The organism is Chryseobacterium sp. MEBOG07 (assembly GCF_021869745.1).
Classification (GTDB): domain Bacteria; phylum Bacteroidota; class Bacteroidia; order Flavobacteriales; family Weeksellaceae; genus Chryseobacterium; species Chryseobacterium viscerum.
The window spans coordinates 4,941,236-4,964,531 of sequence record NZ_CP084579.1; the positions used below are offsets into that span (position 1 = coordinate 4,941,236).

Annotated in this window: 19 protein-coding genes and 1 pseudogene; 7 read left to right on the forward strand and 13 right to left on the reverse strand. The window is 36.5% G+C overall.

What is annotated here, in order from left to right; all coding sequences use genetic code 11:
* The first annotated feature begins 155 nt into the window (after positions 1-155).
* Complete coding sequence (locus tag LF886_RS22845; RefSeq protein ID WP_236851935.1) at positions 156-2,882, forward strand: hypothetical protein; 2,727 nt, start codon at positions 156-158, stop codon at positions 2,880-2,882.
* 59 nt (positions 2,883-2,941) lie between these two features.
* On the opposite strand, the gene LF886_RS22850 is transcribed toward LF886_RS22845, so the two are convergent.
* From LF886_RS22850 to rpsL, 10 genes are all read right to left on the reverse strand, one after another.
* On the reverse strand, positions 2,942-5,203 hold the full coding sequence (locus tag LF886_RS22850) for a zinc-dependent metalloprotease (RefSeq protein WP_236851936.1): 2,262 nt from the start codon (positions 5,201-5,203) through the stop codon (positions 2,942-2,944).
* A 140-nt stretch (positions 5,204-5,343) separates the two neighbouring features.
* Positions 5,344-5,835: a low affinity iron permease family protein gene (locus tag LF886_RS22855; protein ID WP_236851937.1), complete on the reverse strand. Its 492-nt coding sequence runs from the start codon at positions 5,833-5,835 to the stop codon at positions 5,344-5,346.
* A 105-nt stretch (positions 5,836-5,940) separates the two neighbouring features.
* On the reverse strand, positions 5,941-7,137 hold the full coding sequence (locus LF886_RS22860; protein ID WP_236851938.1) for a PepSY-associated TM helix domain-containing protein: 1,197 nt from the start codon (positions 7,135-7,137) through the stop codon (positions 5,941-5,943).
* A 269-nt stretch (positions 7,138-7,406) separates the two neighbouring features.
* Positions 7,407-7,811, reverse strand: coding sequence for a hypothetical protein (locus tag LF886_RS22865; RefSeq protein WP_236851939.1), 405 nt, complete (start codon positions 7,809-7,811; stop codon positions 7,407-7,409).
* The gene (locus tag LF886_RS22870; RefSeq protein ID WP_236851940.1) at positions 7,799-8,023 is read right to left on the reverse strand and encodes a hypothetical protein; all 225 of its coding nucleotides are present in this window, start codon (positions 8,021-8,023) and stop codon (positions 7,799-7,801) included. Before LF886_RS22870 ends, LF886_RS22865 begins: the two co-directional genes overlap by 13 nt.
* A gap of 18 nt (positions 8,024-8,041) precedes the next feature.
* Positions 8,042-10,222: a TonB-dependent siderophore receptor gene (locus tag LF886_RS22875; protein ID WP_236851941.1), complete on the reverse strand. Its 2,181-nt coding sequence runs from the start codon at positions 10,220-10,222 to the stop codon at positions 8,042-8,044.
* Between the two features lie 329 nt (positions 10,223-10,551).
* Positions 10,552-10,857, reverse strand: a complete 306-nt coding sequence (gene rpsJ / locus LF886_RS22880; RefSeq protein ID WP_002661363.1) for a 30S ribosomal protein S10 — start codon at positions 10,855-10,857, stop codon at positions 10,552-10,554.
* 16 nt (positions 10,858-10,873) lie between these two features.
* A complete protein-coding gene (gene fusA / locus LF886_RS22885) occupies positions 10,874-12,991 on the reverse strand; it encodes an elongation factor G (protein ID WP_236851942.1) in 2,118 nt (705 codons plus the stop codon).
* 6 nt (positions 12,992-12,997) lie between these two features.
* A complete protein-coding gene (gene rpsG / locus LF886_RS22890) occupies positions 12,998-13,474 on the reverse strand; it encodes a 30S ribosomal protein S7 (RefSeq protein WP_089734635.1) in 477 nt (158 codons plus the stop codon).
* 23 nt (positions 13,475-13,497) lie between these two features.
* Positions 13,498-13,911: a 30S ribosomal protein S12 gene (gene rpsL / locus LF886_RS22895; RefSeq protein WP_027381287.1), complete on the reverse strand. Its 414-nt coding sequence runs from the start codon at positions 13,909-13,911 to the stop codon at positions 13,498-13,500.
* A 456-nt stretch (positions 13,912-14,367) separates the two neighbouring features.
* Between rpsL and LF886_RS22900 the strand changes: the two genes are divergently transcribed.
* The 4 genes from LF886_RS22900 (at position 14,368) to LF886_RS22915 (ending at position 17,480) form a co-directional block, all read left to right on the forward strand.
* The gene (locus LF886_RS22900) at positions 14,368-14,844 is read left to right on the forward strand and encodes a Dps family protein (RefSeq protein WP_236851943.1); all 477 of its coding nucleotides are present in this window, start codon (positions 14,368-14,370) and stop codon (positions 14,842-14,844) included.
* 95 nt (positions 14,845-14,939) lie between these two features.
* On the forward strand, positions 14,940-16,118 hold the full coding sequence (gene pncB / locus LF886_RS22905) for a nicotinate phosphoribosyltransferase (protein WP_103232424.1): 1,179 nt from the start codon (positions 14,940-14,942) through the stop codon (positions 16,116-16,118).
* A 128-nt stretch (positions 16,119-16,246) separates the two neighbouring features.
* Positions 16,247-16,717: a YciI family protein gene (locus LF886_RS22910; protein WP_236851944.1), complete on the forward strand. Its 471-nt coding sequence runs from the start codon at positions 16,247-16,249 to the stop codon at positions 16,715-16,717.
* Positions 16,689-17,480, forward strand: coding sequence for a hypothetical protein (locus tag LF886_RS22915; protein WP_236851945.1), 792 nt, complete (start codon positions 16,689-16,691; stop codon positions 17,478-17,480). Before LF886_RS22910 ends, LF886_RS22915 begins: the two co-directional genes overlap by 29 nt.
* 34 nt (positions 17,481-17,514) lie before the next feature.
* Here the strand turns inward: LF886_RS22915 and LF886_RS22920 are convergent, their stop codons facing one another.
* The gene (locus LF886_RS22920) at positions 17,515-17,682 is read right to left on the reverse strand and encodes a bacteriocin-like protein (protein ID WP_185147153.1); all 168 of its coding nucleotides are present in this window, start codon (positions 17,680-17,682) and stop codon (positions 17,515-17,517) included.
* Positions 17,683-17,939: 257 nt separating this feature from the next.
* On the opposite strand from LF886_RS22920, the gene LF886_RS22925 reads away from it, so the two are divergent.
* Together LF886_RS22925 and LF886_RS22930 are read left to right on the forward strand one after the other, a co-directional pair.
* On the forward strand, positions 17,940-18,194 hold the full coding sequence (locus tag LF886_RS22925) for a hypothetical protein (RefSeq protein WP_236851946.1): 255 nt from the start codon (positions 17,940-17,942) through the stop codon (positions 18,192-18,194).
* Between the two features lie 73 nt (positions 18,195-18,267).
* Complete coding sequence (locus LF886_RS22930) at positions 18,268-19,023, forward strand: DUF5995 family protein (protein WP_236851947.1); 756 nt, start codon at positions 18,268-18,270, stop codon at positions 19,021-19,023.
* A gap of 59 nt (positions 19,024-19,082) precedes the next feature.
* On the opposite strand, the pseudogene LF886_RS22935 reads toward LF886_RS22930, so the two are convergent.
* Both LF886_RS22935 and LF886_RS22940 read right to left on the reverse strand, forming a co-directional pair.
* Positions 19,083-22,179: pseudogene (locus LF886_RS22935) on the reverse strand (efflux RND transporter permease subunit).
* On the reverse strand, positions 22,179-23,294 hold the full coding sequence (locus LF886_RS22940; protein WP_236851948.1) for an efflux RND transporter periplasmic adaptor subunit: 1,116 nt from the start codon (positions 23,292-23,294) through the stop codon (positions 22,179-22,181). Before LF886_RS22940 ends, LF886_RS22935 begins: the two are co-directional and overlap by 1 nt.
* Positions 23,295-23,296 lie beyond the last annotated feature (2 nt).

The window sequence follows — 23,296 nt, forward strand, 5'->3', positions numbered from 1 at the left end:
GGAGAAAAAAATCCCGCATTTTAATATTATTTATTATCAATTAGATAGTAAATTTGTGTTAGATCGGAAATTGTAAATCTCCCGGAGATAGAGACATACCCACTGTCAAGACCAAACCATAAACTATTAAGAAACAAAAACACACTACAAACCCTATGAAAAAGTACATTCTTTCACTTGCGGTTGTATCACTTTTCTATACACAATCTGATGCGTGCGCGTGGTCAGATCCTGATTATGATTACTTCAACCTTTTTACGCAAAGTATTATCAAAGACAAGGCTTATCTTCCTTTTCTGCACAGCTATTCAAGCAGGTTCTATGGAGGATACAACCCATCATTGATTCCTGACGATAATATTGAAACATGGAAAAAGTTCTTTAATAATCAGCTTAGCTATTCTGAAACTCAGAATCTGGTGTATAAGATCAGCATGAACGATCTGAATGCTTTAAAGAACGGAAATCCGTCCAATCCTCTTTTACAAAAACTGGGTTCCGGATTTTACCAGAAATATAAAGAAGGCATTGATTATCTAATTGAGGCCAAATATCTGGAGCCTTATATGAGCATCAATTATGTTGAAAATGATAATTCATTTTATTACGACCGGGATGCCAACAGAAAAAATGCCACAGCTCTTGATTATAATAAAACTATTGCTGCCTTAACGTCTTTGTACAATGCAGCAAGAAACCCTGAAATCAAACAACGGTACGGATATCAACTGGTACGTCTGAATCATTATACCAGAAACTATGATTCTGCAGTACAGGCTTTCAAAACCTATGTTGCTCCGATAAAACTGAAAGGATCAGTGTACTTCATGTCCCTGGATCAGCTGGGGGGAGCACAAAGAGGATTGGAAATGAACAGTGACGCCAACTGGAACTTCTTCCAGGTATTCATGAACAGCAAAGACCGCAAGGAATCTGCATTTGTTTCTATGAAACTTTCTGATACGGCATCTTTCAGCAATATCATGAAAAGAGCCAATACCAATGAAGAAAAGAATATGGCTTATTTCCTTCTGGGATATGAGGACTTCAACAATCCTATTCCTACCATGGAAAAGATGTATGAAATAAACCCTGATTCTGAAATTCTGAAAGTAATGGCAGCCAGAAGCATCAATGAACTGGAAAGAAGTTACCTGCCTACTTATTATTACACTTCTGATGCGGCCAATAATCCTTATGTACAAAGAGGAAAAGCTGATACCAATACTACTTCAAAAGATGCTGATACCACGACCAAAACAGAAGTAAAAGAGGAAAAATTGTCTTTCTGGCAAAAGATTGTAAGGTTCTTTAAAAATCTCTTTGGAGGTTCAAAATCTAAAGAATCTGCCGATGGAAGTAAAACAGATCAGAGTGATGATGAATTACTGAATAATCCGAACAGAATTCCGTTCTATACTACTTCCGGCTATGGATATGATGATAAGATGAAGGATTATCTTGACGATCTTGAGAAATTCACTGACAAAACCAAAGAGAAATCTAAGGACGAATATTGGCAGATTGCCAATGCTTATCTTAAATTCCTGAAAAAGGATTACAAAGAAAGCACAGAAATTCTGAATGATATCAAAACAACCAATCCTGAATATCTGGAAGAGATCAAACGAATGAAAGTTCTGAATGATATTGTTTCACAGCCAAAAATTGATGCCGAATATGAAGATCATCTGATGAAAGATTATGCGGAGTATTTCGTAGAGAAAAAAGTAGTGAAAGACACAGCCACTACAGATAATTTCGATTATTATGGCGAAGTACCTTCTACTGCTGACTTCCTGAAGGATGTTATGGCCAACCGTTATTTACTTCAGGGTGAAGACGGAAAGTCTTTCCTGATGAATAATAAGCTTTCTGATCTTCAGTACAATCCAAACTCCGGTTTGGTGAAAAGTGTAGAAGATTTTTACAGAAAGGCTAATAAAACTCAGTTTGAGCAGCAGATCATCACCAAAAACATGGATAGTGTAGGTAACATTGATGCATTCTTCAGCACAATTTACGGAGACAGAGCCATGAGACTTGCCGACTTTGAAAAGGCAAAATCTTATTACGAAAAAGCAAAAAGCTTTGCTGGCATTCCAAGACAAAATTATGAATGGACAGAAAAGAGCGGCCAAACCATAACGACCAAACAATATACTCCTGCAGAATATGACGGATTCAAAAACATTTCAGATCTCGTATTCGGGCATAATGTCTGGGAAAGCTTCGGAAGTCCAGATGCAGAGAGTATGAAAGCTGAAAATTATACCGATTTCCCTTTCATCAAAACAAGCATGGATAAACTTGAACTTGCTGATGTACTGATTCAATTGAAAAAAATTGGAAACGGTACAGGTGAAAAAGCAGCAAAAGCCAATCAGCTTATCGGTAACTTACTGTACAATACTTCTATTCTAGGATATTACCGTGAATTGTTTGTAATGGATATCGACAACAGCAACGGAGGTAAATACAACTTCTGGAACACCGACAGAAAAACCCCTTACAAGTATTATTATAAAAACTTCCTGGACACTTCTTATATTGAACCTGATAATTTTGATCTGTCAATAAGCTATTATCAAAAAGCTCTTAAGCTTTCTAATAACAAGGAAGAAAAAGCAAGACTCTTATTCCAGATGGCAAGTGCTGAACAGGGTAAATATTACCAGTACGAAGCAAAGGCTCCAAAAGATTTTGATTATTCTGATCCGAAATGGTCTGAAAAAGAAGATGCCCGCCAGAAAGAAATGGACCATCTTAAGAATCAAAAATACAGAACCTATTTTGCTCAGTTAAAAGCTCAGTATTCTGATACAGAAACTACGAAAAACCTGATGGGAAGCTGTAGTTATTTTAGTTATTTCATGAAATAATATCTTCATAAAAAAAACCTCTGATGACTCAGAGGTTTTTTATTTTATTGTTTATTAAATTATTTCTTAACAAACTTTGTCGTACTTTTTTCTTCTTTATTGTTGATTGTAATAAAGTAAACTCCTTTTACAAGATTTCTGACATTAATTTTACCATCTCCGATACTTCCTTTTGAAATCAATTGCCCTGGAGCATTGAAGATTTCATAAGATGCGTTTGGAGAGATATTCAGAACATTCAATACATCCTCCGCAGGGTTTGGATAAATCTTAACAGACTTCACACTTCCAGCTTCAGAAACAGCCAGTAGGCTAGCTACAGTAGCCTGTTTCACTGCATAAAACACATTTCCGATTGCAGAAACTCTCAAATAAATTGTTTTACCAGCTAGTGATGCAGGAATGAAAACACTTGCTGACCCGTTATTCGGCACTGATGCCGCCAGGTTATTCCAAGTTACTCCATTATCTTCTGTATAATCAATTTTAACATTAGCTACGTTATATGGAGAAGCTGTTGTTCCGGAAACCGTCCATGCAATAGTAGAGTTTACATTAGGGCTAAGTGAAGTTGTATTAGCTGTAAATGCAGCCGCAGATCCTACCACAATAGCCTGTGTCGCATAAGCCGTCTGAGCCTGTCCTCCAGGTTTGTTATCTCTTACGGTTACTCGGAAGCTTGTATTTCTCGCCACAGTACTTGCAGCTTCAAAATCTGTCGTGTTTTTTACGGCTCCTCCTAAAACAGTTGCCAATTTAGGAAAATACCTTGTAGGACTTGCTGTTGCTGGCCAAGATCTGAAGCTTGCTCCAGATGTTGTATTACCTATAGCTGCAGCTCCATCGCCTGTACCCGATGCTTTACCAATACCATTGGCCAACGAACTTGAATTAACCTGTTCCCAGTTATATGACAATGCATCACCATCCGGATCTGTTGCTGAAGCTGTTAAAACAAAAGCAGTTGATTTCGGAATAGTATAACTTGTCGTCATTGGAGTAACAACCGGTGGATTATTTGTGATTGGCGTTTCTACATCAACTGTTACTGTTGCCATATTGGTCTGTACCTGATCAATACTTACACTATGAAAATAGGCATCAGAGTGTTGTTGAACATCGGTATTTGCACCAGTGATACCAGCATATCCCATAATGGTAGATCCAGATCCTGGTTCCACACAAACACCGGTTCCTTCATTATAACTGTATGTATGATTATCTCCCAATTGATGCCCTATTTCATGAGCTACATAATCTATATCAAAATTATCACCCATAGGAACATTACTAGCCGGGGAAGTAATTCCACTTCCTTTATAGTTATCTGGAGCTATATAAGCATAATAATTACTTCCGCTATCCTGACAGTCACTTTGAGCTACGGTATAAGAAGTTGTAGAAACATCATTACTTCCTATACAACCAATACAACCTGCATTTCCTCCTCCTCCTGAAGCTCCAAACAAATGTCCAATATCAAAACTAGCATCAGTAACACCATAAGACCCTCCATGCAAAACATTCATCAATTCATAATTCCACTTACACATGAACTCAGATGTACTGTAAGGGTCGGTAGCTGCGTTGGTAAAGATAAGGTTAGGAGCATCGATCGCATTGACATGAAGGTTAAATTCTTTTTCAAATACACCGTTTACTCTTGACAAAGTAGCATTGATCTGTGCAAGCGCTCCAGCAACACCACCAAAATAAGCTGTATACTCACCTGTCACCGACATAGCCAATTTAAGTGTATGAAAAGTTTTGTTATTGGATTTAGCTGTAGCACCTGCATTCATTAGTTTCTGTAGGTTTTCCACAGACTCTTTACTTTCTTTAGTTTTGCAGGTAAATGCGTGTCCACTCTTCTTGGTCTTTCCGTGTATAGAGTAATAAGATTTATCAGACGTTGCCGGCTCTATAAATTCGTATTTACCATCTAAGCCAATGATCATAGATTGAAAATCATTGGGAGCAACACTAAATCTGATATACTTGGTAGGATCATCAATTCCTATCCCCACGAATGACCCTAGTTGGTATTTATTAGCCAAAGTCTCATCCATTACCGGAAAACTATTGACGGTAAATTTTTCAATTTTCCCTTCAAGGGTAGGAATACTAATTGTAATGGGAGCACCTTCACCCATTTTTGGAGCTCTCAGAAGTTGGGTTCTTATCTGATCTATATCAAGCTGATAATAAACAGAATTGTCGCTTTGTTTAGTGATCTTCTGGCTAGGGATACCTCTATTCCATTGTGCATTTGCCGCTATTGCTAAAAATAATACCGGCAAACAAAGTAATTTTGTTTTCATTTATTTTTTTAACAAATGTAAATATTTATCAAAGAAAACACTAAAAAACAATTAAAAAATTAAAAGTATAAAGTGAAATGCAAACTTAAAATAATATCACAATATTGATAGTTTAAAGATTTTTTCAACCCAAAACCCCATTATTTTCTCTTTTCCTGCTTCTCTATCCATTCTTCATGTTTTCTTTTAAAGAATTCATATTTATAATCTTGATTTCTCTGCGCAGCATCAATGGAGTGAGAAGTATGGATATCTGCATCTTTTTTGGCAAGTTCACCTAACTTTTCATAATAGATATGAAGCTGATCCAATTCTGCTTCTGTAAGATCTTCAATATCTACAATCCTGTTGCTGGCTTTTTCGTGAGCTGCCAAAAGCTCATTCAGCTTTATTTGTATGGCTTTTGAATCTTTATTCTGAGCTTTCTGAATCAGGAATACCATGAGAAATGTAATGATTGTAGTTCCGGTATTGATTACCAGCTGCCAGGTTTCTGAATAGTTAAAAAAAGGACCGGAAACTGCCCATACTACAACGATGAGGAAAGCTCCTATAAAAGCATAGGCACTTCCTGTAAATTTTACAGCCCAGTTTGAAAATTTTTCAAAAAAATGATTCCCTTTATGACCCATAACTTTTACTTTTTTATATACTAAATGTATAAAAAAATAACCTGAAAACGGAAAAAGAAATGAAGATATGGTACCTAAACACTTCAAACTGCAGCCTAGCCTATTTTATTTCATTTTTCTAAACCTATGCCACCAGATGAGAAATCCAGTCACAGGCAGAGAGCAGCCAATAAGAGATACTATAAAGTAGAGAATGATGCTCGGCAGCCCCATGATCTCCCCTGTATGCAAGGGTTTTGCTAAAGCGGTAAATTGTTTGTTCAAAGGTTTATCCGAGAATAGATCTTTGGTCTTGAAAACTCCTGTTTTATCAAATGTTACTTTATCCGGGAACATCATTCCAAGGAAATTCTGTCTGTTAGTTTTGATCACAACGTAACGCGGATTTTCCTTGTTGGGCAGTTCTATACTGGTAACCGCAGGATAAGGGAGGTGATGATCTGCCAGCTTTAAAATCTTATCTACAGAAGCTGAAGCAGTGTTCTTTAGGTTTTTCTTTTCATCCTGCTTTTGAAGCATGTCTTCAAGAAGTCCTCCAAAGGCATCTTCACCACTGTCTTTTTCTTTTGAAATATCATCTATTGAAGCCCCTCCCAAACTTACAATAAGTACATTCTTCACCCATGGATAGGTTATATACAATCCGGTAACAGCAATAAAGAAAAGCATTAAAAAAGTATAAAACCCAAGCGTATTGTGCAGATCATAATTGACCCGCTGAAATTTCGCTTTAAACATAACCATCAATCCCTGTTTCAAAAACTTCAGCTTCTTCGGAAGCCAAAGGATGAAACCAGAGATCAGAAGAATACAAAACATCAGAACCGATGCTCCCACAATCTCTCTTCCTACATTTCCCATCATCAGATTTCTGTGAAGATCAAGAACTACTTCAAAAAATTGACTCGATCCCACATTGGGCTGCCCAAGAATTTCCCCAGTATACTGATTATAATAAGTGCTTTTATCCAACTGATTTTCGCGGTAACCAATCACATAACTTTTTCCTTTATCATCCGGAATCATTAAAGAGGTAAGTTCTTTATTCTGCTTTAATAATTCTGCCTGGATTACATCAGGATTTTTGACCTGTCCTGAGTGGGAATTTATATAAACTTTGTCTTTATTGCTAACATCAATAATCTGATTTTTGAAGGCATAGAGACATCCGGTAAGACACATCACAAAAACAATAGCACTTGATAAAAGTCCCAGCCAGAGATGAATGATCCACATCAGATATTTTGTGATGGATTCGTTTTTTCTTCTTTTCCTGTAAAGGCTTTTAAATAATAATCTCATTGTTTAATAGCAAAAACATTAAGACAGTTTGACCGTCTTAATGTTTTAAATTAAAATTGATATGAATAAATTAAAAAAAGTTAATACAAATTCGGGCAAGGAAGCATAAAGCTCTCGATGGAAGTTATTCCAGGCTAAAATCTTACAATTTAACTTTAATCTACATTCACCAAATTGAATACGTTTTCTTAAAAGTAGCAAGAACTTTTAGCCCAATATCTTATCCATTTTCTTCTTCCTGCTTCCAACCCTCATTGGTATCAATGTTGTTATTTTCTTCCTTTGAACTGAACGTCTTTTACAATTTCTTCGAATTTCGTATAGTGTTCAGGACTTAAGGCTTTCTGAATTGCCTGCTTTCTCTGGGAATCAAATTTCACCCAGTATTCTTTAGCCAAATCATTATTGCCGTGATAGACATCATGCGCATCATTGAATGCTTTTTCAAAAGCATCATTGGCTGCATTCACTACTTTGAATTCATCATCAGAAAGCTGAGCTTCAGTTTTGATTTTTTCTAATAGGACGTTGTCATATCTTGGTCTTTTTCTGGAGTTTTCATCAACAAATTTGTTGAACTTTTCCATCTGTGGGGTATCTAAAACCGTAGCAATTTCAATAGACTGCTGTGCTCTCAGTTCTTCATTTTTGATTCCTAAAGCTACTCGGTCCATATTTCCGCCTTGAGCTTTTGCTGCCTGAAAGTTCTGCTCTTGAAGATCCTGATATTTTTGGTGATCTCATCAAAGCTTTTTTCCTGTTCGGGAGTAAGCTTTACCTCAGTTTTGAACTGGTTATAATCTATTCCTTTCTTTTTATCTCCGGAACATGACATCGTCACAGCACCTATAGCCAATGCAAAAATTAATGTTTTGATACTTTTCATAATAACTGATTTTGTTGATTAGAATTTATAGTTTACCTGTACTGCAAAGTTTCTAGGCTGAATCTGATCGATGTATCCTCCTCTGAAATAAGAGTTATACCCTACTGAATCAAAGATATTATTGAAAAACCCTCTTAGTCCCATACCATTTTTGAATGTATACCCCACCTGAGCATCTACTGTGGTATAATTAGGCATATTGAAAGGTCTTTCTCCAGGTTGTGTTCCGTTTACATGTCCGTTATCAATTATTACTTCCTGCTTGTAATCATCCACAGGTCTGTTACCTACGTAATAAATTCCGGCTCCGATATCAAATCCATCAAGAACTCCACTGTTAAATTTATAATTCAACCATGCATTTGCAGTATGTTTCGGAGTATTAATAGGAGCTGAACCATTAACGAAAGAAGGGCTGTCCTTATATTGTGCATCTACATATGCCCATCCGGTCATTACCTGAAGATTTGGAAGGATTTTTCCGATTAGTTCTACTTCCATTCCTTTTCTTTTCAACTCACCCGCTAAAGCATATACTCCTAACCCTTGCCCATTATTACCCATAATCTCGTATGATAGATTATCTGTATTAATATTAAATAAAGTAACGTTAAATCTCAATCTCTCATTAAGCCAATCAGACTTTATCCCTGCTTCCCATTGCTTAGTTGTAGAAGCTCCTACTGTTCCTCCTACAGATAACGGGTTATTAGAGCTTCTTAAAGAAGTAGTACTGGTATAAGAACCAAATATATTCATGTTTTCAATAGGCGAGATCATCACCCCTAATGAAGGATTCCATGCAAAATCTTTTTCTTTATCAGAACCAATTAATCTACTGTAACGAACTCCAAGGTGAGCTTTAATGTATTTATTGAAAGTAATGACATCCTGAGCCATTAATCCCATTGTAGGTGTTATGGTATTGACTACAGCATTTTTCTTTACCAAGTCAAAGTTATTCCCATCAATAGTAGATGGCAGAATATTATTAATATCATTAAGAACATTGATACGATCTACTTTTTTAGCATCATAAGATTTGGTTGTTACATTGGATTCTTTCCAGTCAAAACCTACCTGAAAAGTATGTTTCATAAATCCTGTTTTCACATCAGTTCCGATAAAATCAAATTGGAATACTTTATTTAAATCTTCTCTATCCGATCTCGTTAAAGTTCTGTCACGATATTCATTTGGATTGTTACGGTCAAGAGGAGCAAGAGCAGCCCCTATAATCTCAGACTGGTAAGAAGAACTCATAAAAGCCGTTCTTACTTTCAAGTTATTAGTTAACTTTCTTGTCGCTGTTGTAGAGAAATTGAATGTCTCTATTTTTGCATTATCTGAAGCAAAACCCAGAAACTTTCTTCCCGGCATTTTGTATATCGCTTCTGTATCCCCCTTTGCCAGATTTACTGTTCCTCTGTCCGGCGTCGTATTATTGTGCATATAATCCATCTCCACAACAATTTCAGTTTTATCATCCGGACGGAAGGCAAAACTTGGATTTACATAAATACGTTCTGTATTGACAAATCTTCTAAAGCTATTATTATTTTGGTATGCTGCATTTAATCTGACTGCAATTTTTCCTTGTGAATCTAGTACCCTTTGGAAATCTACTGTAGGTCTGTAAAAATCCCAGCTTCCATATCTGAAACCTACGCTGGTTTGATCTATAAATTTAGGAACTTTAGTCACAACATTGATAACACCACCAGCAGAGCCTAATCCATCTCCTATTCCTTGCGTAACTGCTGCAGAGCCTTTAATTACCTGAATACTTTCTACTCCCTGCATATCAGTAAGCATTGCTCCTGTACGAAAATCAGAATCCATCTGTACTCCGTTTTTCAAAACAGGAACACCTCTATATCCTCTGATAGACATACTTTCTCTGATTCCTCCGTAGCTACCAAACTGAGTAACTCCCGGAACGTTTTTGGCAACATCAGTGACAGTTAATCCACCCAAATCTTCAATTACTTTATAAGAAATTACAGAAATACTCTGAATCTGGTCTCTTGGTTTTAGTGGTAGCCTTGTGATTGCTTCAAGACCTTCTGGCTGTTTCTTTTTTTCACCAAATAGTTCTACTTCTTCAATTTTCTTGTGTTTAACTGAATCATTTACTTTCTGTGCATTGGCAAGAACCCCACCTAATACTAGCAGAGAAAAGGATATTACTTTATTCATCTGATAATTTTTTGCAAAATTATTATTTTTATTAATTCTAAATAAACAAAACACACTGACATATGTCACCTTAAAAAGAACTATTAATATCAGATCATTAATCCTTCTTAAGGTCTCTTTAGAATACTAAAACAGATATAATCTATCGTTAATGGTTATCCCTTAAACCTATTTTATGATTACCGAAAGTATAATGCAAAAAAGGCCAAATTCATACATCAATGAATTTGACCTTTATGTTTTATTTCATGTTTATCAAAGATAACTTCACAAAAAAATCCGTCCCTAAAAAGGAACGGATTGTATAATCATTGCAAAGTATGCAGTTATCACACTTTAATTTCAACGTCTACACCTGAAGGAAGTTCTAATTTCATTAGAGCATCAACAGTTTTAGAAGAAGAAGAGTAGATATCCATTAGTCTCTTGTGAGCTGAAAGTTGGAACTGCTCTCTTGCCTTCTTGTTTACGTGCGGAGATCTCAACACTGTGAAGATTCTCTTATTCGTTGGCAATGGAATTGGTCCGTTTACAACAGCACCAGTAGCCTTTACCGTTTTTACGATTTTCTCAGCAGACTTGTCTACCAAGTTGTAATCGTAAGATTTTAGTTTTATTCTGATTCTTTGTGACATTTCTTTAATTTAAAAATTAACCTTTTGCTTTAGCTATGATATCTTCAGCAACGTTTTGTGGAGTAGCTTGATACTTCTCTAATTCCATAGAAGAAGTAGCTCTTCCTGATGAAAGTGTTCTTAGAGTAGTTACATATCCAAACATTTCAGAAAGTGGAACAGAACCTTTGATTACAACAGCTCCATTTTTCTCTTCCTGACCACTGATTGTACCTCTTCTCTTGTTAAGGTCACCAATGATGTTACCCATATATTCTTCTGGAGTTACAACTTCCAGTTTCATAATAGGCTCCATAATTACTGGCTTAGCAGCACGTCCCGCTTCTTTAAATCCTAATTTAGCAGCCATTTCAAAAGAAAGAGCATCAGAATCCACTGCGTGGAAAGATCCGTCTTTAAGAACAACTTTAATACCTTCAACTTCGAAACCAGCCAAAGGACCGTTCTTCATTGCAGCTTTAAAGCCTTTTTCAATTGCAGGAACAAATTCTCTAGGAACGTTACCACCTTTGATCTCATTGATGAATTCTAAACCGATTTTACCTTCGTCAGCAGGTCCTAGTTCAAATACGATATCAGCAAATTTACCTTTACCACCAGATTGTTTTTTGTAAACTTCTCTGTGTTGAGCAACTCTTGTAAGATTTTCTTTGTATTCAACCTGAGGCTGTCCTTGGTTAACTTCAACTTTGAATTCTCTTCTCATACGATCTACAAGAATGTCAAGGTGAAGTTCACCCATTCCTGAGATAATCGTTTGTCCAGAAGCTTCGTCAGTTTTAACCTGGAAAGTAGGATCTTCTTCAGCTAATTTAGCTAGAGCGTTACCCATTTTATCCTGGTCTGCCTTAGTTTTAGGCTCAACAGCGATACCAATAACCGGATCAGGGAAAACCATCGATTCTAGAACGATTGGGTGTTTCTCATCACACATAGTATCACCAGTTTTGATAGATTTGAAACCTACCGCTGCACCAATATCTCCTGCTTCAATATATTCTACAGGATTTTGCTTGTTAGCGTGCATCTGATAGATTCTTGAGATTCTTTCTTTATCTCCTGAACGAGTGTTCAAGATATAAGAACCTGCATCTAGTCTTCCAGAGTATGCTCTGAAGAATGCTAATCTTCCTACGAAAGGATCGGTAGCAATCTTAAATGCTAAAGCTGCGAAAGGCTCGTCTACAGATGGTTTTCTTGTAATATCAAGATCTGTTCTTGGGTCAGTTCCTTTGATATCATCTTTATCCAATGGAGAAGGCAGGTATTTACATACTGCATCCAACATAAACTGTACTCCTTTATTCTTGAATGAAGAACCACAAGTCATTGGGATAATAGATAAATCGATAGTTGCTTTTCTAAGAGCTTCGTTGATTTCTTCTTCTGAAATTGAATCTGGATCTTCGAAGAATTTCTCCATCAAAGTATCATCATAATCAGCAACAGCTTCAACTAATTTCTCTCTGTATTCCAGAACTTCAGCCTTCATGTCTTCAGGAATTGGCACTACTTCAAAAGTAGCTCCTTGTCCTGCTTCATCCCAGATGATCGCTCTGTTTTTAATTAAGTCTACAACACCTTTGAAATCTTCTTCAGCACCGATTGGTAAAACGATTGGAACTGCGTTTGATCCTAACATCGTCTTAACCTGGTTTACCACGTTAAGGAAGTCAGCACCTTGTCTGTCCATTTTGTTTACGAATCCCATTCTTGCTACTTTATAGTTGTCAGCAAGTCTCCAGTTTGTTTCAGACTGAGGCTCTACTCCATCTACTGCAGAGAAAAGGAATACCAATCCATCCAATACTCTTAAAGATCTGTTTACTTCTACTGTGAAGTCAACGTGTCCCGGTGTATCGATAATGTTGAAGTGGTAAGGCTTACTTTCAGGTAAAATTTTACCCTGATCTGTTGGAAAGTTCCAAGAACAAGTAGTTGCAGCAGAAGTAATAGTAATACCTCTTTCTGCTTCCTGCTCCATCCAGTCCATTGTAGAAGCACCATCGTGAACTTCTCCAATTTTATGGTTAACTCCAGTGTAGAATAAGATTCTTTCTGTAGTGGTAGTTTTACCTGCATCAATATGGGCAGCAATACCAATATTTCTTGTAAATTTAAGATCTCTACTCATTTCTAATTAGAATTTAAAGTGTGAGAAAGCTTTGTTAGCTTCCGCCATTTTGTGAGTATCAGATTTCTTTTTGAAAGCAGCACCTTCTTCTCTTGAAGCAGCTACTACTTCATTAGCTAATTTCAAAGCCATAGACTTATCATTTCTCTTTTTAGAGTAGCTAATTAACCATTTCATTGCCATAGAAATTTTTCTATCAGCTCTGATTGGCATAGGGATTTGGAAGTTAGCTCCACCTACTCTTCTAGAACGTACTTCTACGTGAGGCATTACATTTGTAAGTGCATCTTTCCAGATTTCAAGGGCAGTTTTTTCCGTTTCTCCTTTTTTAGTTTCTACGATCTCTAGTGCATCATAGAATATTTTGAATGCAATTGACTTCTTACCGTCAAGCATCAAGTTGTTTACGAATCTCGTTACCAATTGATCATTAAACTTTGGATCTGGTAACAACGGTCTTTTTTTCGCTTTTGTCTTTCTCATTGCTTTTGTACCTTATTTAATGATTATTTTTTCTTTCCTTTTGCAGGAGCAGCAGGTGCTTGTCCTGGTTTAGGTCTCTTAGCTCCGTACTTAGATCTTCTCTGAGTTCTTCCATTTACACCAGCTGTGTCTAATGCACCTCTTACGATGTGGTAACGTACTCCCGGTAGGTCTTTCACCCTTCCGCCTCTAACCAATACTATCGAGTGCTCTTGAAGATTATGTCCTTCGCCCGGGATATAGGCGTTAACTTCTTTACCGTTAGAAAGTCTTACCCTTGCTACTTTTCTAAGTGCAGAGTTAGGTTTCTTCGGTGTAGTTGTATATACTCTCGTACATACACCACGTCTTTGTGGACAAGAATCAAGGGCAGCCGATTTGCTCTTCTTGGCAAGCGTGGCTCTTCCTTTTCTTACTAATTGTTGAATAGTAGGCATTTAATTGCTTTTTATTTTAGGGTGCAAAAATAGTAATATTTTTTAATCTGCAAATACTTATATGAAAATTAAAATCAAAGACTTACATCCAAAATCAAATGCATTTCAATATAATAACCAAAGAAGTATAATCTCCATGCGGAAAAGAGACCAGAAAAAATATATTTTACAGCGTAAAAAAAGAGTATTAAATAATTATGAAATTTGCATCATTGTATTTTTTTTATAAAGTTTCATATCCAAAATAGAACCCAAGTATTTTATCTGATACATCCAAACTATTTTTAAAAATTTTCTTATAGTTATCATCTATTAATAAAGAGAGGAGTTCGGCACGATATTTCGTAAATTTGGGATATACAAATGATCAACTCATACAATCGCCAAAACGGTATTTCAAAACTTATCCAATGGAGCCGGCGATCTATTTAACCTAAAAAAAATAAATATATACATATGAAAAATGCTAGTATCATTGGCCTTAAAGAAGCCGATTGTAAAAAGATTTCAGAAAAATTAAATGCACTGTTAGCCAACTATTCTATATTTTATCAGAATACAAGAGGGTCACACTGGAACATCAAGGGAGAACAGTTCTTTACACTTCATCCGAAGTTCGAGGAATTATACAATAGCCTTGTTTTAAAGATTGATGAAATTGCAGAAAGAATTCTTACACTGGGTGCAATTCCTGCCCACAACTATTCAGATTATTTAAAAGTAGCTACGATTAAAGAAAGCAAAGAGGTAACTGACGGAACGAAAAGTGTTGAACTGATTTTAAATTCATTCAAAGTCGTGATTGATCTGCAGAGAGAACTTTTAGATATTACTGCTGAAGCGGGAGATGAAGGTACCAATTCGCAAATGAGCGACTATATTACCGAACAGGAGAAAGAAGTTTGGATGTACAATTCTTATCTTGGAAAATAACTCCATAAAAAGGATTGAAATATTTCAAAAAAATCGCCTTACATTTAGGCGATTTTATTTTTTATTTTTATATTTGCGTTAAAATTACACATATCATGAACGACGTAAGATTGAACTCTATTCTAGATAATGATTTCTATAAAATAACCATGCAGAATGCGGTGGTAAAACTATTCCCTGGTTCTATTGTAAAATATGAATTTATCAACAGAGGAAAACACCACTTTCCGGTGGGATTTGATGCTGCTTTAAGGGAAGCTGTTAACAAAATGGCAGAACTTAAACTTACGAAAGACGAAAAAAAGTTCATGGCAAGAACATGTCCTTATATTGATCTTCCCTATCTGGATTTTTTAGAAGGATACCATTTTGATCCATCTGAAGTGAAAATTCATCAGGAAGGAGGAGATCTTTCTGTCACTGTAGAAGGACTTTGGTATAGAACGATCCTTTGGGAAGTTCCTTTACTGGCATTGATCAGTGAGCTGCATTACGAAATGAACCATATGGAAAGAGATTCCAATGAAGTGGTGATGAGCAAAACACTGGAAAAAGCAGACTCATTAGGCAGGCTTGGAGTAACCTTTGCCGAATTCGGAACCAGAAGAAGACATTCTTATAAGGTGCAAAATTTGGTGATGGAAGCTTTAACACAAAAAAAAGAATCTACTTTTATAGGAAGCTCAAACGTGCATTTCGCAATGAAGTATGGCGTAAAGCCCATCGGGACCCATGCTCACGAATGGTTTATGTTCCACGCTGCTGAATATGGATTCAAAATGGCCAATGAAATGGCTTTGGAACATTGGGTAGATGTATACAGAGGTGATCTTGGAGTTGCCTTATCTGATACGTATACCACTGATGTTTTCTTCCAGCAGTTTGACAAAAAATTTGCAAAGCTTTTTGATGGTGTACGCCATGATAGTGGAGATGCTTTGGAATTTGCCGATAAAACAATTGCTCACTATCAAAGAAACGGGATCAATCCTATGTTTAAATACATTATATTTTCTGATGCCTTAAATCTTGAAAAAGTAGAAGAAATTACCAACTACTGCAGAGGAAAAATAGGAATATCCTTCGGAATAGGAACTAATCTAACGAATGATGTAGGATTGAAACCCATGAATATTGTCATGAAACTTATTGGGGTACAAGCCACTAATAAAGAATGGATTCCTACGGTAAAATTGTCTGATGAACATGGTAAGTATACCGGAGATCCTAAAATGATTGAACTGGCAAAAGAATTTTTAAGAATAAAAGATTAAAATAAACTTATCTGAACAATTAGATATAACCTCGTAACCATCGAGGTTTTTTTGTATCATATCATTTTTTGAAATTCAGTGCTCATAAATTTTTAAGGTTTTTATTATATTTATCAAAATAAAACAAGATGAAATCAAAACCATTACTAACCGCATGCCTCCTCATATCCGCATTATCCTTTGCACAGGAAAAGAAAGCAGGAAAACCAAAATTTAATCAGGAATTGGCAACTTCTTTAGGAGCTGATCAATATGGTATGAAACCTTATACGATTGTCATGCTGACAACCGGCTCCACCAAGATTGAAGACAAAGCTAAAATGAGCGAAGTGATGAAAGGCCATATGACCAACATCGGTAAACTTGCTGATGAAGGCAAAATCATCGTAGCCGGACCTTTTCTAGAAAAGAATAAAGAAAATTACCGCGGCATGTTCATCTTTAATACAAAATCTAAGGAAGAAGCTGAACAATGGGTAAAAACAGATCCCGCAGTTCAGGCTGGGGTTTTCGGTTATGAAATCTTCCCTTGGTATGGTTCAGCAGCTCTGCCTTTATATCTTAAACATCATGATGAAGTTTCAAAAGAAAATCCTTAATAAAAATAAAGCACGAATTCTATTTGTGCTTTTCTCTATATTATTAATGACAAACTGTACAAAACAGCCAGCCATTTTTGAATTTACAACAGAAAAGGTTGACAGAGATATTGTTAATGATTTAAAAAAATTAAAAGCCTTATCCCCTCAGGGGCTACTTTATAGTGATACAACATATGAAGTATGGAAAACCTGTTCAGGAGAATGGGGAGGAACGGTCTATTTTAAAAATAAAAAATCAAAAAAAATATATTACGCAAAAGCAACCTGCCCGGTTGCTGTAAATAAAATCAAAAATAAATATTACATTTCCAATTCTATGTCACATGGTACTGGCAGTTCGGATATTCTAGAAATTACAGATCCTGAAAAGATGGAACAAACCGATACAATCCCTATTTATAATCCTGACATTATTACAAGAAAATATGAGTCTCATTCTTCAAAAGGAACAAAAGAAATGGTTGATTCCATCGGAGTAGCCCTCATGACTAGCTTTGTATATGATAAAAAACTGTACTCAATTTTATCAAATTATAACCAAACAAAAACTACCATTTCAGAACTTAGAAACGATAAGTTTCATACTGTACAAACAATTGGTAATGAACTTTTCTCTGACAACCCTTTCATTATAAAAAAATCAGAGAGCCATCAAAGTATTTATCTTCAACATAAACATGGCATTCTGGAAATTATGGATAATAAAGTCAAGCTTATTTTATATACAAACGTAAAAAATCACCCTATTAAAAATAAATAGGCTGTCTTTGAAGACAGCCTATTTTTATTTGTTTTTAATCAAGACAGATATACGGCCTTCTTGGCGGATAACAGCAATAAGGATTGCTACAGAAAATATACCCTGCCTGACATCCTCCATCTACAGGTGTTTCACAAGCTAATGCTGCACCTCCTAAAACAGTTTTTAACTCTTTCCTGTTTAAGTTTTTTAAATTTTTCATGATTAATTTTGTTTAGTTTAATTTCCTACTCTTGAAGATTTTCGGATTCCTCTTTTTATTTCTCTTTACCTGGAATTAAAAATACAATTTATTTATTAAAAACCTACATTTCAAATCATTATAAATTAAAATTATTTAAAACAATAACAATATCTCTTGTCATAATGAATTAATTTAATTATTTTAGCATTTAGTACACTAAAACTACATAACTCATTGTAAGCAAGTTAACAACAAACCAATTAAAAATTAATCTCATGAAAAAAATGAATTCAACAAAACTTTCAAGAACGGAATTGAAAGAGGTATTCGGAGGAACACTGTATCCGGCACAATGCCCGGGAGGATGCCATGGTGAAGGGATGATCAGATGTCCTGACGGCACAACCACGATGACTAATTTTATATGTATGGGGGGAAGCTGCCAACCGGCAGCCATGTGCAAACCACTGGTTCTTGAACCTTTTCCTGATCCGATTATCATTACTGATCCGATTATCTTCACTCCATAATCTGAATGAACAATACATAAAGTGAGCTTTCCGGCTCACTTTTTTATTATCTTTAAATAAACAAAAAACCATCATGAAAACCATTGAGGAAGTTCTTAAAAAACTGGATGAAATCATTATCTGGTGCAAAGAAAACAAGAGTCCTGCAGGATATTTTGCCTGTACCTACCGGATCATGACCGCACAGGTTCTGAAGGGAATTCAGCAGAAAAAATTTGAGGATAATCCCAGAATGACATCACTCGATGTTGCTTTTGCACAAAGATATCTTCAGGCATGGGAAAGTTATAACAAGGGAGAAAAATGCACTAATTCATGGTATATCGCTTTTGAAGCTGCCAAAAACAAAAACCTATTGATATTACAGCATATATTCCTTGGCATGAATGCTCATATCAATCTCGATCTTGGTGTTTCTGCTGCTGCAATCATGCCCTACCGGAAAATAAATCCATTAAAAAAAGATTTCGAGAATATTAATAATGTCATTGCTTCCATCAATCAAAATGTGCAGGATTCTCTGAACAAAATATGTTATCCCGTGGATCTCATTGACAAGCTCTCCAACGGAAAAGATAATATTGTACTTGATTTTGCCATTTCCAAAGCAAGAGATACTTCCTGGGCGACCGCCGTGATAGCTTCCAATACTCCGAATTTCTTAAGAGAATCGGTTATTGGCATCGTAGATTATGCCGCAGCAAAAGTTGCTACACAAATTCTGAATCCGAAGATCCTCACTCCCGCTCTTTTAAAAGAATTTAAAAAGTGTGAAAGTATTGATGTCGTGAAAAATATTGAGATTTTGGAATCTACAAAGAATTCTTAATAAAAAGGCCGGGATCTTCCTCACGGATCCCGGCCTCATAATGAACAAAATAAAAGAAACTATAGTGTTTCCTTATGCTTTTTGCGATAGGCATAATGGAAAATAATTGGCAGTATTGTAAATGATAGCAGCATACAGACAATCAGCCCTCCAACAATCATAATGGCTAAAGGTTTCTGAATTTCTGAGCCCATTCCATTCGATATTGCTGCAGGAAGAAGTCCCATAGATCCCATCAGGGCAATCATAACCACCGGGCGTATTCTGCTTTTCACTCCCTGTGCAATGGATTCTTTAAGCGACATTCTGCTTTGCAGATTTTCTTTCATCACTCCGATCAGAACGATACCATCAATGGTTGCTACTCCAAAAAGGATGATAAATCCAATCCCCGCTGAGATTCCGAAGATAGTTCCCGTAAACCAAAGGGATAAAAATCCTCCAATAAACGCAAATGCCAGTGTAATGGAAGAGATCAGTGTATCTTTTACATTTCCGAAGTTGAAATACAACAGCATCAAAATAAGAACTAAAGATATCGGTACTACCATTGCCAGCTGTTTCGCCGCTCTTTCTTTACTTTCAAATTCCCCAGCCCACGTCATTTTATGATTTTTCGGAAGTTTTACTTCCTTATCTACTTTCGCTTTTGCTTCCTGAATCGTACTTCCCAGGTCACGTCCTTCAATATTAAAACCAACTCCTATATATCTGCTGTTCCCTTCACGATAAATAAATGATGGTCCGGTATGATAATCTATGGTTGCAATTTCTTTCAATGGGACTTTCTTATTATCCTGTGTAGGAATGAGAATATTCCCCATTTTTTCAGGAGTGTCACGGTACTGTTTTTCAAATCTCAGCATGACATCAAACATTCTTTCTTCTTCATAAAACTTGGTTGCAGCCTGTCCGCCGATCGTCATTTCGATGACAGCCTGTGCATCTGCTGTGGAAATACCATATTTTGCCATTTTAGAATCGTGGAGCTGTATTCTCAATTCCGGAAGTCCAATATTTTTAAACACATTGACATCTGAAATTCCGGGAACTGTTCTAATGGAATTGGCTACTTTATTGGCATAATTTTCAAGCTCGAAGAGGTCATTTCCGAAAATCTTAATAACCAATGGTGCTTTTACTCCTGCAACATATTCTTCTACATTATCCTGTATTGGCTGGCTGAATCCAAAATTGATTCCCGGATATTTTTCAAGGGAAACTCTCATTTCTTCAAGAAGTTCCTCTTTGGATATTTTTTTCTTCCATTCCCCTTCCGGCTTCAGCTGGATATTAAATTCGATATTAAAGAAACCGGTAGGATCTGTACCGTCATTCGGACGGCCTGTCTGGGTCATGACAAATTTCACTTCATCATATTTCATTAAAATCTCCTTCATCTCTTTGGTCAACCGTACCGATTCATCCAGATTAACACTGTTGGGAAGGGTTGCTCTTACATAGATTGCTCCTTCATTTAGTTTTGGTAAAAATTCGGATCCATAATTGGAGAATCTCCAACCGCAAATAGCAAGTAAGGCAACAAAACCGATGATAAATCCTTTTTTGTGACGGTCGCTGAATTCGTAGATCCTATAGATATTTACTTTGAAGAATTTTGAGATGAAATTTTCTTTTTCTTCAATATTCTTGGTCAATAAAATTTTACACATCGCTGGAACATAGGTCAAACTTAATATCAGTGATCCTAATAATGCATACCCCAGTGTAAACGCCAAAGGAGAAAACATTTTTCCTTCCACTTTTTGGAATGAGAAAATTGGCATCAGAGCAACAATAAGAATCAAAAGGGCAAAGAAAATATAGCTTGCCACACTTCCTGCACTTTTCTTAATGATCCCCAGTTTGGAGATTTTGTTGAATCTCCGCACTCCTATCGCCCTGGCTTTAAGTTCGAGGGCAACAAAGACATGTTCTACGATGACCAGCGTTCCTTCCAGGAGCAGTCCGAAATCCAGCGCTCCCATGGAAATCAGGTTGGCCGGCAACCCTTGAATTTTAAGCATAATAATGGCAAACAAGAAAGCCAAAGGAATGACTGATGCTACAATGAAAGTTGTTCTCCAGTTGTATAAGAATATGAATACGATAATCGAAACCAAAATCACCCCTTCAATAAGGTTTTTGGAAACGGTATGAACGGTGGTATTCACGAGTTCTGTACGATCAATGATCGGAACAATCTGAACATCTCCCGGCAGTTCTCCTCCGTTCAGCTCTTGAATTCTGTCTTTCAGTCTGGCAATTACTTCACTTGGATTTTCACCACGAAGCATGATGACAATTCCTTCTACGACATCATTTTCCTTATTGTACCCTACCTGTCCTAACCTTGGTTTTGCTGAAATTTTCACTTCAGCTACATGTTTTACCAGAATTGGGGTAGAGCCTTTTACCTCGATCTTAATATTTTCAATATCTTCTTTCTTCTCCAAAAGACCGATCCCCCGCACTACATAAGCCTGATCTCCTTTTGCCACAACATCTCCTCCTACATTGATATTACTCTTCGAAACTGCTTCATACACATCCAGGGGGAAAGGTCGTAATTGTGTAATTCTGTAGGATTAATTTTTATTTCATAGGTTTTTTCTTCTCCACCGAAGCTTACTACATCTGCAACACCGGGAACTGCCAGTAGTTCTCTTTCCACTACCCAGTCCTGGATTGCTGTAACTTCTTTGATGGGAAGTTTACTTTTAATAATATACCGGTAAATTTCACCCGTAGCTCCGGAAGGAGGTTCAATGCTGTATTCTGCCCCGGCAGGAAGGTTTACGTTTCCGAGTTTATTGGAAGCATATTGCTGGGCATAAAAATCATTGACATGGTCATCAAAATCACAGTTACTACAGACAATCCGAATAAGGAAATAGAACGCACCGATGTTTTATTCGGGATGGCATTCATTTCCTTGGAAATGGGTAATGTGACAAATTTTTCGATCTCCTCAGCACTTCTTCCCGGCCATTGAGTAATGACTCTTACCCTTGTATTGGTAACATCCGGAAATGCTTCAATGGGGGTATGCATATAAGAATAGATTCCTCCGGCCAGCAAAAGAAAAGTCCCCAAAAGAACGATCAATGAATTTTTTAAAGAGAAGGAAACTATATTCTGTACAAACTTTCGCATTACTTGGTGGAATTATTTATTTGGGTTTTCAGGTTTTCGTAGATCAGCAATCCATTGGAAGCAATGACATTTTCACCTGGCTTTAAATTTCCTTCTACATAAATATACTGGCTGTTGGAAGCAATCTCCGTTACCGGTCTTATCTCCAGATCGCAGTCTTTTTTGTATACCACTACATAGCTTTGGTTATTATCAAAGATCAAAGCTTTAGCAGGAATAGCCAATGCAGATTTATTCTGTGAGTTAACAGGTAATACAACATCTGCAGACATTCCGGGTCTTAGCTTCATCCCATTATTGTCCATAACGATTTTGGCCTTGAGGACTCTTTCGTTTTCATTGAAAACCTGAGAAATAGTATTGATTTTCCCTGAAAAGCTATCATCCGGATACGCCAGTGTTTTCACTACTACAGGCTGATCTACATACACATGTCTCATATTGGTAGCATACACATTGGCCATTACCCATACTTTATCCAGATTGGAAATGGTAAAAAGCTGGTCTCCACCTGCTGTAACAGGCATTCCTTTGGAAATATTCTTTGAAATAACGTAGCCGTCCGCCGGAGCTTTTATCTGAATCGTATTTCCTCCTGCTGAATACAGCTGCATATTTTTCTGGGTCTTGGAAATATTAGACTGCAATATGGCTACTTCCGATCGTGCTTCCTGTAAATCTTTCTGAGAGGCAATATCATCTTTATACATCGCCTCCACGGAGGTTAGCTTTCTTTTGGCTACTGCCAGCTGAGCCTGTAAAGTTTGGGAATCATCCTGCATTTCGTTTACCGCTGTACTTTTTATACTTGCCAGAGTCTGTCCTTTTTTCACATAATCCCCAAGTGAGAAATAGGTATCTATCACCACTCCATCCACCAGGCTTACAAAAGGAACGGTTTTATCCGAGTTACTTTCCACTTCTCCGGTAAGGGTGATGCTTTCTTCTATGGGAAACATTTCTGCTTTCACCAGTTTAATATCTTTTTTAAGTTCTTTACTGATGCAATAGTTTTTTTCAACTTCTTTATTTTCTTTTTCTCCGGTACAACCTGTAAAGATCACAAAGGCAGAAAGGTAAATTGCAGCAATGTATTGGGTAATATTTTTGTTCATAT